General features: G+C 66.8%; 10 protein-coding genes. 6 read left to right on the top strand and 4 right to left on the bottom strand.

The window, feature by feature from the left end; translation table 11 throughout:
• Positions 1–12: 12 nt before the first annotated feature.
• From ACNFH5_RS25420 to ACNFH5_RS25400, 5 genes are all read left to right on the top strand, one after another.
• Entirely contained in the window at positions 13–909 is an 897-nt protein-coding gene (locus ACNFH5_RS25420; RefSeq protein ID WP_416750837.1) for a GNAT family N-acetyltransferase, read from the top strand.
• A 150-nt stretch (positions 910–1,059) separates the two neighbouring features.
• Positions 1,060–2,472, top strand: a complete 1,413-nt coding sequence (locus tag ACNFH5_RS25415) for a PIG-L deacetylase family protein (protein WP_416750836.1) — start codon at positions 1,060–1,062, stop codon at positions 2,470–2,472.
• Positions 2,473–2,559: 87 nt separating this feature from the next.
• On the top strand, positions 2,560–3,984 hold the full coding sequence (gene hldE / locus ACNFH5_RS25410; RefSeq protein ID WP_416750834.1) for a bifunctional D-glycero-beta-D-manno-heptose-7-phosphate kinase/D-glycero-beta-D-manno-heptose 1-phosphate adenylyltransferase HldE: 1,425 nt from the start codon (positions 2,560–2,562) through the stop codon (positions 3,982–3,984).
• 250 nt (positions 3,985–4,234) lie between these two features.
• A complete protein-coding gene (locus tag ACNFH5_RS25405) occupies positions 4,235–5,518 on the top strand; it encodes an acyl-CoA dehydrogenase family protein (protein ID WP_416750832.1) in 1,284 nt (427 codons plus the stop codon).
• Between the two features lie 148 nt (positions 5,519–5,666).
• Positions 5,667–6,872 carry an acyl-CoA dehydrogenase family protein gene (locus ACNFH5_RS25400; protein ID WP_416750830.1) on the top strand — a complete coding sequence of 402 codons (1,206 nt, stop codon included), beginning with the start codon at positions 5,667–5,669 and terminating at the stop codon, positions 6,870–6,872.
• A 142-nt stretch (positions 6,873–7,014) separates the two neighbouring features.
• Here ACNFH5_RS25400 and ACNFH5_RS25395 read toward each other — a convergent pair whose 3' ends face one another.
• From ACNFH5_RS25395 to ACNFH5_RS25380, 4 genes are all read right to left on the bottom strand, one after another.
• On the bottom strand, positions 7,015–7,926 hold the full coding sequence (locus ACNFH5_RS25395) for a metal ABC transporter ATPase (protein ID WP_416750828.1): 912 nt from the start codon (positions 7,924–7,926) through the stop codon (positions 7,015–7,017).
• A gap of 356 nt (positions 7,927–8,282) precedes the next feature.
• Positions 8,283–9,086, bottom strand: a complete 804-nt coding sequence (locus tag ACNFH5_RS25390; RefSeq protein WP_416750826.1) for an aldo/keto reductase — start codon at positions 9,084–9,086, stop codon at positions 8,283–8,285.
• Complete coding sequence (locus tag ACNFH5_RS25385; RefSeq protein WP_416750824.1) at positions 9,083–10,258, bottom strand: NAD(P)/FAD-dependent oxidoreductase; 1,176 nt, start codon at positions 10,256–10,258, stop codon at positions 9,083–9,085. Before ACNFH5_RS25385 ends, ACNFH5_RS25390 begins: the two co-directional genes overlap by 4 nt.
• Positions 10,259–10,423: 165 nt before the next feature.
• A complete protein-coding gene (locus ACNFH5_RS25380) occupies positions 10,424–10,756 on the bottom strand; it encodes a DMT family transporter (RefSeq protein ID WP_024764290.1) in 333 nt (110 codons plus the stop codon).
• Between the two features lie 142 nt (positions 10,757–10,898).
• Between ACNFH5_RS25380 and ACNFH5_RS25375 the strand changes: the two genes are divergently transcribed.
• Positions 10,899–11,783, top strand: coding sequence for a LysR family transcriptional regulator (locus ACNFH5_RS25375; RefSeq protein WP_416750822.1), 885 nt, complete (start codon positions 10,899–10,901; stop codon positions 11,781–11,783).
• The last annotated feature ends 190 nt before the right edge of the window (positions 11,784–11,973 follow it).

Below are 11,973 nucleotides of genomic sequence, written 5' to 3'. Positions count from 1 at the left end.
GCAGACTCCGACATGCTGAACCGTCTGCGAGTCTTCCGCGAACGTGGCTGGACGCCCATCGCGGCGGCCGACTATGCCGCCGCCTGGCAGCGCTTCGGCGGTAGCGTCGCCACCCACCCGGAGGTGGTCGAGCGTCTCGCCGCCCTGGCTGGAATCCCGGTGCGCTACCTGGGCTGGTTCGAAGGCGATGAACTGCGCGCCGCCGTGCCGACCTGGGGGCGCAACCTCGCGCTGTCCAAGGATGTGCTCAAGCGCGAAGGCAAGAAGGCGCTGTTCGACCTGGGCAACGCCGAGATCATCCTGCCGATCGCCGAAGGTGCTCGTATCGAGTTGCGCCATCAGGTGCGCTACCTCTCCGAGCTCAACCGCGAGCAGGTCAGCGACGCCCGCGAACAGCCTGAGCAACTGGCGATGAACCGCGCCCCGGCCGACTTCTCGAAGAAATTCCGCTACAACCAGCGCCGCGAACAGCGACTGCTGGAAGAGGCGGGCGGCGTGTTGCAGCCCATGAGCGAGCTGAGCGCAGAGGAACAGGCAAGTATCTATGCCGACCTGTTCCAGCGCCGCTGGGAGTTCGAAGTGCCGGGCAAGGCGCGGCTGGCCGAAGTGTTCGGCCTGATGCGCGAATTCATGCGGGGTTCGCTGGTGCGCCTGGACGGCGAGCCGGTGGCGATCCAGATTCTCTATCGGGTCGAAGCGCCGAAGTGGGTCAGCGTCGAGTACATCAACGGCGGCGTGGCTCCGGAAAATCGCGAGTTCAGCCCCGGCAGCGTGCTCAGTTTCGTCAATACCCAGGAAGCCTGGGCTGACGCCGAGGCGCTGGGCAAGCCGCTACGCTACTCCTTCGGCCGTGCCGATCGCGAGTACAAGGACCGCTGGTGTCACCGCGTGCCGGTGTTCCAGGTCTGACCGCGCTTTTCGTAGGAGCGAGCTTGCTTGCGAACAGCCCTACCGCGAGGATGGGTTCGCGAGCAGGCTCGCTCCTACCGTTCGTGCACGGCCCATGAGCCTGTGCGTAGGAGCGGACTCCGTCCGCGATCGGTGTCCACGGAGAACCATATGACCGCCCGCAAACAGCACCTGCTCAAACAGCACCGTCGCAAGAAGCGCGTGGTCCTGCTCGTCGCCCTGCTGGTGCTGATCCTGCTGGGTATCTTCGCCCCCTGGTGGAGCGTGCCGCTGGCACTGCTGCTGGGCTGGGTCGCCCACGAAGCCTGGTTCGCCGACCACCTGTTCTATTCCCCGCGTGACGACTACCGCTACGACTTCCCGCCGGGCTCCATTGCCTTGCCGGTCTCCCTCGGCCGGCACGGCCTGCACGTCGCCAACGGCGCGCTGCCAGAGCAGGAAGAGACCCTGGTACTGGAAATCGAGGTAAAAGCCTCCTTGCTCGGTCGCTGGCTTGATCCGCAGGTGCTGATCGAGGGCGTCGAGCCTGACCGCCAGGACTTCGAGCGTGGCGTCAGCGGCAAGCGCTATATCAACCTGTCCGGCCAGGGCGAGGCGCTACGCTCCGGGCATCTGCGCATCCGCAGCCGCCATTGCCGGCTGGCACAGCAGGGCGTGCTGCACGCCTTCGACAACCCCGATTACGCCCAGCAACGCCTGCTGATCATTGCGCCTCACTCCGACGATGCCGAACTGGCTGCCTTCGGCCAGTACAGCCGCTGCCCGGAAGCCTGGATCGTCACCCTCACCCAGGGCGAGATCGAAGCCGAGCACTACGAACGCCTCGGGCTGGGCAAGGCCGAGGCGGCCAGGCTCAAGGGTCGCCTGCGCACCTGGGACAGCATTGCCGCGCCGCTCTGGGGTGGCGTGCCGGCCGAGCGCTGCGTGCAACTGGGCTACTACTGCCTGCAACTGCCGGCCATGGCTGCCGAGCCGAGCCAGGCATTCGGCTCGAGGGAGTCCGGCGAGGTCGACATCCGCAGCGTGCGTGGCCTGAATCCTTTCGCGCTGCCGGCGGACGGCGACGGCGCGCCGACCTGGCTCAATCTGGTGGCCGATCTCACGGCGCTGATCGAGCGCATCCGCCCCGAGGTGATCCTCACCGCCCATCCGGAACTGGACCCCCACGCCGACCATGTGCACGCCACCCGTGCGACGCTGGAGGCGATCGAGCGCAGCAGCTGGAAGCCGCAGACGCTGCTGCTCTACGCCAACCACCTGCACGATAATGATCGCTGGCCGATGGGGCCGGCCGACGGCGGCATTGCCCTGCCACCTTGTATCGAGGCATTGCCGGCCGACCCACTGTGGAGCCCCGTGCTCAATGCCGCGACGCGCATCGACAAGGCCCAGGCGCTGGCCCTGCAGCACGACCTGCAGACTCCCCTCACCGGCAAGAAGCGCCTGCGTCGGCTGATCCAGCGCGTGCTCGCCGGGCGTCAGTGGCCAGCTACCGGTGACGACGAGTTCTTCCGCAAGGCGGTACGCCGCCATGAGCTGTTCTGGGTCCGCAAAGTCCCGTAGAGATTGCCGTGACCGCCCGGTGCCCGGCGCAAGTCGCAGCGGGCGGCTATGGTATTATCCGCGGCGATTTCGACCTGCGGAGTTCCCATGAAATTGACCATGCCCCGATTCGATCAGGCCCCCGTTCTAGTAGTCGGCGACGTAATGCTCGACCGCTACTGGCACGGCGCGACCTCGCGCATCTCGCCCGAGGCGCCGGTGCCCGTGGTGCGGGTCGAGCAGCATGAGGACCGCCCCGGTGGCGCCGCCAACGTCGCGCTTAACCTGGCCGCCCTCGGGGCTCCGGCCTTCCTGGTCGGCGTTACCGGCGTCGATGAAGCGGCCGACAGCCTGAGCGACAGCCTGCAGGCGGTAGGCGTGACCACCCGCTTCCAGCGCATCGCCGGCCAGCCGACCATCGTCAAGCTGCGGGTCATGAGCCGCCACCAGCAGTTGCTGCGCGTGGACTTCGAGGAAGCCTTCCGCACTGACGCCGTGGCTTTGTCCTCCGACGTCGAGGCGCTGCTGGACCAGGTTCGCGTACTGGTGCTCTCCGACTACGGCAAGGGTGCGCTGAAGAACCACCAGCAACTGATCCAGGCCGCCCGCAAGCGCGGCATCCCGGTGCTGGCCGACCCCAAGGGCAAGGACTTCGCCATCTACCGTGGTGCCAGTCTGATCACCCCGAACCTTTCCGAATTCGAGGCTATCGTCGGTCGCTGCACCGACGAGGCCGACCTGGTCGCCAAGGGGCAGCAACTGATGACCGAGCTGGAGCTCGGCGCGTTGCTGGTCACCCGTGGCGAGCACGGCATGACCTTGCTGCGCCCCGGCCATAGCGCCCTGCACCTGCCGGCCCGCGCCCGCGAAGTGTTTGATGTCACCGGTGCCGGCGACACCGTGATTTCCACCCTGGCCGGCGCCATCGCCGCCGGTGAGGACCTGCCACAGGCCGTGGCCCTGGCCAACCTCGCTGCCGGCATCGTCGTCGGCAAGCTCGGTACCGCCGCCATCAGCGCCCCGGAACTGCGCCGCGCCGTGCAGCGCGAGCAGGGCTCCGAGCGTGGCGTGCTGAGCCTCGACCAACTGCTGCTGGCCATCGAAGACGCCCGCGCCCACGGCGAGAAGATCGTCTTCACCAATGGCTGCTTCGACATCCTCCACGCTGGCCACGTGACCTACCTGGAACAGGCGCGCGCCCAGGGTGACCGCCTGATCGTCGGGGTCAACGATGACGGCTCGGTGACCCGCCTGAAAGGCCCGGGACGTCCGATCAACAGCGTTGACCGCCGCATGGCCGTGCTCGCTGGCCTTGGCGCGGTGGACTGGGTCGTCAGCTTCGCCGAAGACACCCCTGAGCGCCTGCTCACCGAAGTCCGCCCGGACGTGCTGGTGAAGGGCGGCGACTACGGTGTCGAGCAGGTGGTCGGCGCCGACATCGTCAAGGCCTACGGCGGCGAAGTCCGCGTGCTGGGTCTGGTGGAAAACAGCTCCACCACCGCCATCGTCGAGAAGATCCGCCACCAGGGCTGATCTGCCTTCTCTTGCCTGGATGCCGAGGGTCTGGGCCTCTCCGGCAGGGAACGCCTTTTGTAGGAGCGAGCTTGCTCGCGAACAAACCCCGCTGCGGATTCGTTCGCGAGCAAGCTCGCTCCTACAGATTCCCCCATCCGCCCCGGGCCCACTGACCGCTCTGCCAGTGACCGGCGGCAAAGCGGTCATGGTCCCTGCGGCATTTTGCAGCGCATGATCGGGGCATCCACCCTCCGCGGAGCGAGATGCCATGACCACCGACGTGCAGGGCCGCGCCCTGGCCGTGCTCAACCGTGTCGCCCAGGCCGACTGGCCGGATCGACTCAAGCTGCGCAAGCCCTTCGAAAGACTGCTCTACAGCGGCAGCCGCACCGGCTTCCGGCTGGCCAGCGAGCGTGCCGCCAAGCAACCCAAGACGCCACGCAAGGCCGACCCTGACGGGCTGTTCGACCTGTCCCTGTCCGACGAGCAGCAGATGCTCGTGGAGATGCTCGAAGGTTTCGCCGCCGAAGTACTGCGCCCGGCTGCTCATGAGGCTGACGCCAAGGCCGGCCTGAGTCTTGAGCTGCTGGCCCAGGCGCAGGAACTGGGCCTGACCCACTATGGCGTCAGCGAAGTGCACGGCGGCATGGCCGGCGAACGCACTGTAGTGACCAACGCGCTGATCGCCGAATCCCTTGCCCGTGGCGACCTGAGCCTTGCCGCCGCGCTGCTGGTTCCGCTGTCGGCGGCCAACTGCATTCGTCGCTGGGGCTCGCCGGAACAACAGGCGCGCTGGTTGCCGGAGTTCGTCGCCGAAGAGACCCCGCCGCTGATCGCCATTGCGGTCAACGAACCGCAACTGTTGGCCGATCCGCTGCGGCAATCCACCAAGGCGCGCAAGCGCGGTTCGAGCTACACGCTGTCCGGCGAGAAATGCCTGGTGGTGCGGGGTGTCGATGCGCAGAAGCTGATCGTTGCGGCGGATGCTGGCGACGGTCCGGCGCTGTTCCTCGTCGATACCCGTGCCAAGGGTGTTGAAGTGCGCGCCGAACCGGCCATGGGCCTGAGGGCCACCGGCACTGCGCGGGTTCGCTTCAAGGGGGTGAAGGTTCCGGCCGAGCAGCGGCTGGCGGCGGAGCGCTTTGACTTCCAGGCCTTCCTCGATCACACCGCGCTGGCCTGGTGTGCGCTGGCCGTGGGTACGGGGCAGGCAGCCCTCGATTACGTGATCACCTACTGCAACGAGCGCGAGGCTTTCGGTGAGCCGATCAGCCATCGCCAGGGCGTGGCCTTCATGGTCGCGGACATCGCCGTCGAGCTGGACGCCATGCGCCTGATGGTCTGGCGCGCCTGCGCGCTGGCTGAGCGCGGCCAGGTGTTCCACCGCGAGGCCTACCTGGCGAAGCTGCTCTGCGCCGAAAAGGCGATGAAGATCGGCACCGACGCGGTGCAACTGCTCGGCGGCCACGGTTTCACCCAGGAACACCCGGCCGAGCGCTGGTACCGCGACCTGCGCGCCGTCAGTTTGATGGCCGGCGGTCTACACCTGTAACGCGGGCTCATCGCTGCTGCGCTCGCCCAGCCGGCGTTGGAAACGAACTCGGAATGCTCATTTACAACTGTAAACTCCGCTTCCTCGTCCGTTTCCGCCTTGGCTGCGCTTCGCTCGCGACGCGATGAGCTCCGCTTAGGAGCCTTCCATGTACCTCGAGACACCGAAGAAATTCCGCACCCTGCAGAACCAGGCTCGTCAGGTCGCCGAGAACTACCTGCGGCCGATTTCGCGCAAGTACGACAAGGCCGAGCACGCCTATCCCAAGGAGCTGGACCTGCTGGCAGCGTTGCTGGACGGCATGAACGCCGGCTCGCCGGACGCCGTCGGCGCCACCTCGGCGAGCAAGCGCAAGGCCGGCGCGGAGGAGGGTGTGAAGAACGGTGGCAACCTCTCTGCCTGCCTGGGCGTGATGGAAATGTGCTGGGGCGACACCGGCCTGCTGCTGGCCATGCCGCGCCAGGGGCTGGGCAACGCCGCCATCGCCGCGGTGGCCAATGAGGAGCAACTCAAACGCTTCTCCGGCACCTGGGCGGCCATGGCCATTACCGAACCAGGCTGTGGCTCGGACTCGGCAGCGATCCGCACCACTGCTACCCGCGATGGCGATCACTATCTGCTCAACGGCGAGAAGATCTTCGTCACCTCCGGCGCCCGCGCCGACGCGGTGGTGGTCTGGGCGACCCTGGACAAGAACCTGGGGCGCGCGGCGATCAAGTCCTTCGTGGTGGAGAAAGGCACCCCGGGCATGACCGTTACCCGCCTGGAGAAGAAGCTCGGCATCAAGGCCTCGGACACGGCCTCCATCAGCTTCAGCGACTGCCGCGTGCCGGCTGCCAACCTGCTGGGCAATGCCGAGATCGATGTGCAGAAGGGCTTTGCCGGGGTGATGGAGACCTTCGACAACACCCGCCCGCTGGTGGCCGCCATGGCCATCGGTGTGGCCAAGGCTTCGCTGGATCGCACCCGCGAGCTACTGAAGAAGGCCGGTTGCCGCTTCGACTATCGCCAGCCGCTGCTCACTGCCAGCAACGCCGAGGCCACGCTGTACCGCTTGGAAGCCGAGTGGGAAGCGGCGCGGCTGCTGACCCTGAAGGCCGCCTGGATGGCCGACAACCGCCTGCCCAACTCGAAGGAAGCTTCCATTGCCAAGGCCAAGGCTGGTCGAGTAGCCAACGAGGTGACGCTCAAGTGCGTCGAGCTGGCGGGGGCGCTGGGTTATGGAGAAGAAGAGTTGCTGGAGAAGTGGGCGCGGGATTCGAAGATCCTCGACATCTTCGAGGGTACCCAGCAGATCCAGCTACTGATCGTGGCGCGGCGGCTGTTGGGCAAGAGCTCCAGCCAACTGAAGTAACCGCGGGTTCTTGTAGGAGCGAGCTTGCTCGCGAATCGCCCAATGACTGCTTGGCCGGTGTGCACCGTTCGCGAGCAAGCTTGCTCCTACAGTGAGTCAGGTTCTGATCCGGCCGTCAGGATGGCCGGATCAGGTTACGGCCTCAGGCCGTGCGCCGCCCGCTACCGGCATTGCCGGCGGCGGGCGGCCACTGCTCCATCCATTCGCGGAAGCGGATGCGTTCCTCGCGTACGAGCCAGCCATCCTGCTCGGCGAAACTCTCGGACAGCCACAGGCCACGGGTGCTGGCTTTGCACAGCTCGCCCTTGCTCAGGGTGAACAGTTCGCCAGTCGGCTGGCCATGGTCCAGCGGCAGAAGGTAGATGTCCGGGCGACGGCGATCGAGGCGCGCCACCAGCGGGCCGCTTTCGAGCTTCTCGTCGACATGGAACAGGCTGACCTCGCGGGCATCCTTGGGCAGCTCCATGCGCAGGTCGTAGACCAGCTGCAACGAAGCCGTCGGCAGGTGCACATAGGCCTGCGGGCGCTCCAGCAGACGCAGTGCGCCGGCCTGCACCGGGCGTGAGGCGCCTGACAGCGGGGTCAGGGAGAAGTGGCTGCTCTCGCGGTAGCGCAGGATGCCCTCGTAGGGCGTCGGCAGCCAGGTGTCGCCGAAGCGCCCGCCGAGCCAGCCGTCGGCGGTTTCCACCAGGCATTCCTCGGCCACTTCCTGGATCGCGGTGAGCAGCGGCAGATTCAGTTCGTGGGCCGGCACGTAGCCGGAAATCAGCTTGAGCACCGTGTCGCCACGGTCCAGGCGGCGCTGGCGCACCAGGATCCAGTGGTCGCGCCCCTGGTAGTTCAGGGTCAGGCGCACCGAGACGCCGAGGTTGGCCAGTTCGGTGGTGAAACTTTCGGTTTCGGCGATCTCGATGGGGCGGCGCTTTTCCAGGACCTGGGCGAAGTTCAGGGGCTTGCCGAGGGTCTGGTAGATAAGACTTTCCGCACTGGCTTCCACCAGCAGCGGTAGGGTCTTGAAGGCGGTCGGGTCCTTGCGGGCGAGCGTACGGGGCATAGAGGGGCTTCCTTCTCGTACAGGGCGCCGGGTTGCGTTGGCGCGTCCTTCTTCAGTGCATGCTCTTGGTGCATGGCTAGCGGACGACGCCGACGCGAACGCTGACCGTCTGGTAAGGGGCGGTCCGGCCGATCGGTCTTTACGGGGTCGCTACAACCTAGACAGCCTGACACCGATCCTGGTGTCATCGAAAATCAAAAGGATTTCCGGATTTTTCCCTGAAAGGCTTGGCGATTCCGAGATTTTTGCAGGGGAATCGCCGGCTGGCGACAGTTTCTGTGCCCGCGGTTTTCGCCGGGGGAGTTGGAGCATGGCACAGGAATACGCAATCCACATGACCGTACGGCGTCTGCCGATCAGCGGTCGAGAACCTCAGCGGCGATGTTCACGTTGTGGCTCAGGTGCAGCGGATTGATGGTGCCGACGATGGCGCTGGCGACGCCGGGATGCCCCAGCACCAGCTCGAAGCTGGCGCGTACCGGGTCGACGCCGGGGGCGAGGGTGGCGTGGCCGCTGGCCAGGGCTTTCTTGATCAGGATGCCGCGGCCATGGGCTTGAGCGTGGTCGATCACCGGCTTTTCCGCCTGCTCGTTGAGGTTGTAGGTGACCATCGCGCAGTCGCCGCGCTCCAGGGCCAGCAGGCCGCCGTCGGCGGTCTTGCCGGAGAAGCCGAAGCCGCGGATCAGCCCTTCGTCCTTCAGGCGCTCGAGGGTCGCGTAGACCTCGGTGCCGCGCAGGATGTCGAGGTCGTTGCCGTCCGAATGCACCAGCACCAGGTCGATGTAGTCGGTCTCCAGGCGCTGCAGGCTGCGCTCGACCGAACGGCGCGTGTGGGCGGCGCTGAAGTCGAACTGCGACTGGCCGCCGACGAATTCTTCGCCGGTCTTGCTGACGATTACCCACTGATCGCGCTGGCCGCGCAACAGCGGGCCGAGGCGTTCCTCGCTGCGGCCGTAGGCCGGCGCGGTATCGATCAGGTTGATACCCAGGTCGCGGGCCAGCGCGATCAGGTCGGCGGCCTCGCGGTCATCGGGAATGCGGAAACCGGCGGGGTACTTCACGCCCTGGTCGCGGCCGAGCTTCACGGTGCCCAGGCCCAGCGGCGAGACGTTCAGGCCGGTGCTGCCCAGCGGGCGGTGCAGGTGATGCAGGGTTTTCATCCGAGCAGTTCCTCCCACACCGGGCGTGCCATGGAGGGACGCGGCAGAGCGGGAAGGGCGGCTGTTGCCTGTGGGCTAACGCCGGCTTTTGCCAGGGACTCCAGCACGCGATCGGCGAAGTTCGGCGCCAAGGCCAGCTTGGTCGGCCAGCCGACCAGCAGGGCACCGTCCTCGGCGAGGAAGGCGCTGTCCGGGCGCAGCAGGTTGTTCTGCGAGGGCTCCGCGCGGTCCACGCGCAGGGTGGCCCAGCGGGCGGCGGAGAGATCGATCCACGGTACCAGCTTGTGCAGTTCGCGCTGCGCCTCGGCGATCTGCTCGGCTTCGTTGCGCGCTACGCCGCTGGCTTCGGCGATGTCACCGCCCAGGTACCACACCCAGTCGCCGTTGCTCAGCTGGTGAGTGGTGACGGTGACGCGCGGCTTCGGCCCGCCGCCGAGGCAGTGAGCGTACAGCGGTTTCAGGGTCGGCGCGGTGACCAGCACCATGTGCAGCGGGCGGCGCTGCATCTCCGGGCGCTCCAGGCCCAGTTCGCGCAGCAGTGCCTCGTTGCCCGCGCCAGCGCTGAGCACCACGCGCTGGGCGCGGATGTCGCGGCCGTCCACGCGCAGGCCGACCAGTTTGTCGCCTTCGCGCAGTGCTTCGATGCGTTCGCCCGCCAGCAGGCTGTCACCGGCCAGTTCGGCCAGGCGGGCGATCAGGCTGGGCACGTCCAGCACCAGCTCGGTGAGGCGGTAGGCCTTGCCCTTGAAGGCTTTGTCCTGCAGCGCCGGCGGCAGGTCGCTGCCCTTTACCTGGGCGACGCGGCTGCGCACTGCCTTGCTGGCGAAGAAGCTGGTGAGGTTGCCGGCCAGGCCGCCGGGCGACCACAGGTAATGAGCATCGGACAGTACGCGCACGCCGCGCAGGTCCACTTCGCCGGTGCCGGCCAGGCAGTCGCGCCACAGGGCGGGCATATCGGCGATAGCTTCCGAGGCGCCGGTCAGCGCGCCGTGCAGGGCGTATTTGGTGCCGCCATGGATGATCCCCTGCGAGCGCATGCTCTGCACGCCGCCCAGCGCGGTGTTCTCCACCAGTACGGTGGAAAAGCCGGCGCGCCGCAGGCGGGCATTGAGCCAGAGACCGGCGATACCGCCGCCGACGATGAGGATGTCGGTGCTCAGGGATTCGGACATGAAAGCGCCTCGAAGGGAAAAACGAAGCGCGCAGTATAACGCTTGAGGGCAGCGGTAAACGTCCGTCGCCTCAGGCTGACTTGTAGGAGCGAGCTTGCTCGCGAACCAGCTTGAGGAAGGCTTTCGCGAGTAAGCTCGCTCCTACAAAGTGCCGAGGGCGCCGCATCAGTGGCCCGCGTTGCCGGAGAACAGCTGGATCACAACGACCCCGCTGACGATCAGGCCCATGCCCAGCAGCGCGGCGGTATCGAGTTTCTGCTGGTAGAGCACCAGGGCTGCAATGCTGACCAGCACGATGCCCAGGCCCGCCCAGATGGCGTAGGCGATGCCCACCGGGATGCTGCGCACCACCAGGGTGAGCATCCAGAAGGAAATGGCGTAGCCGACGATCACCAATACCAGTGGCAAAGGCGTAGACAGGCCCTTCACCGACTTGAGCGAGGCGGTAGCGATGACTTCGGCGACGATGGCAATGGCGAGGTAGAGATAGCCGGGCATGGTGGGTGCTCCCCGGAACGACACGCCGCTCGTTGTGAGCGACACGCAGCTGACGTTCGATTCTGGCGGCCATTCTAGTCCCGTGGTTGATGGGATAAAGTCATTACCTATCTGATTTAGAGATGGGTGGTGGGGATAGACCATGCAATGGAACCTGGACCAGTTGCGCCTGTTCGTCAGCGTGGCCGATCAGTCGTCATTTTCCGCTGCCGCGCGGCAGCTGAAGCGGGTGCAGTCTGCCGTGAGTTCCTCCATCGCGCTGCTGGAGAGCGACCTGGGCGTGACCCTGTTCGAGCGCAGTAGCGGCCGGCAGCCGGTGCTGACCGTCGAGGGGCGTGCTCTGCTGGACGAGGCGCGCGAGGTGCTGCGCCAGTGTGAGCGGCTGGAGAGCCGCGCTCTGTCGCTGGTGCGTGGCACCGAGCCTTTGTTGCGGCTGGCACAGGATGAGGCGATGCCCTACCAGCCGGTACTTTCCGGCTTGCAGGCGCTGGCGCAGGAGTTCCCTACGGTGGAGGTGCAGCTGTCCAGCAGTGCCCAGGGCGATGTGGCGCGCAAGCTGTTGGAGCGGCGCGCCGACCTCGGCCTGCTGTTCCATCATGAGGGCATGCCCGAGCAACTGGAGCGGCAGCGCCTGGGCACCATCGAGATGGTCACCGTATGCGGCGCCGGGCATGAACTGGCCAAGCTGGACTACGCCGACCGGCGCGAGCTGGCGCGGCATCGCCAACTGCTGATGGCCCCGCAGGACAGCCACTATCCCGGCGGCGAGCAGATCAGCCCGCTGGTGTGGCGCGCCGACAGCTTCTACGCCATGGCAGAGCTGCTGATGCGCGACCTCGGTTGGGCCTGGTTGCCGACTCACGTGGCGCAATACCCGGCTTACCAGCCGTTGCTGGTCGAACTGGCCAGCGACTGGACGCCGCCGCCGCTGGTGGTGGAACTGGTCTGGCGCCGCGACGAGCCACTGGGGCCAGCGGCGAACTGGTTGGGCGAGTGCTTCGCCGAGCACCTGGCCGCGCCGGTCTGACGCGCTTTTCGTAGGAGCGCGCTTGCTCGCGAACTGCCTGACAGCAGAGCGGCCGGCAAGCGCTGTTCGCGAGCAAGCTCGCTCCTACAAGGTCAAAAGCTTCGGGGAGCGAGGATCGCCACCCATGCGTGGCGGATAGCGCTGGCGCGGTATGCGCCTTACGAAAGCGACCCGGTAGCGGATTCTGCGG

The organism is Pseudomonas sp. NY15435 (assembly GCF_048068295.1).
Taxonomy (GTDB): domain Bacteria; phylum Pseudomonadota; class Gammaproteobacteria; order Pseudomonadales; family Pseudomonadaceae; genus Pseudomonas.
Note: the sequence above shows the minus strand (reverse complement) of the source record. Positions and strands in the feature narration are given on the sequence as shown.

Bases quoted from the DNA above. Each gene is read 5' to 3' on its own strand.
- ACNFH5_RS25400 (WP_416750830.1), top strand. From the start codon at position 5,667: ATGTACCTCGAGACACCGAAGAAATTCCGCACCCTGCAGAACCAGGCT.
- ACNFH5_RS25380 (WP_024764290.1), bottom strand. From the start codon at position 10,756: ATGCCCGGCTATCTCTACCTCGCCATTGCCATCGTCGCCGAAGTCATC.
- ACNFH5_RS25405 (WP_416750832.1), top strand. From the start codon at position 4,235: ATGACCACCGACGTGCAGGGCCGCGCCCTGGCCGTGCTCAACCGTGTC.
- ACNFH5_RS25420 (WP_416750837.1), top strand. From the start codon at position 13: ATGCTGAACCGTCTGCGAGTCTTCCGCGAACGTGGCTGGACGCCCATC.
- ACNFH5_RS25395 (WP_416750828.1), bottom strand. From the start codon at position 7,926: ATGCCCCGTACGCTCGCCCGCAAGGACCCGACCGCCTTCAAGACCCTA.
- ACNFH5_RS25385 (WP_416750824.1), bottom strand. From the start codon at position 10,258: ATGTCCGAATCCCTGAGCACCGACATCCTCATCGTCGGCGGCGGTATC.
- ACNFH5_RS25390 (WP_416750826.1), bottom strand. From the start codon at position 9,086: ATGAAAACCCTGCATCACCTGCACCGCCCGCTGGGCAGCACCGGCCTG.
- ACNFH5_RS25415 (WP_416750836.1), top strand. From the start codon at position 1,060: ATGACCGCCCGCAAACAGCACCTGCTCAAACAGCACCGTCGCAAGAAG.
- hldE (WP_416750834.1), top strand. From the start codon at position 2,560: ATGAAATTGACCATGCCCCGATTCGATCAGGCCCCCGTTCTAGTAGTC.
- ACNFH5_RS25375 (WP_416750822.1), top strand. From the start codon at position 10,899: ATGCAATGGAACCTGGACCAGTTGCGCCTGTTCGTCAGCGTGGCCGAT.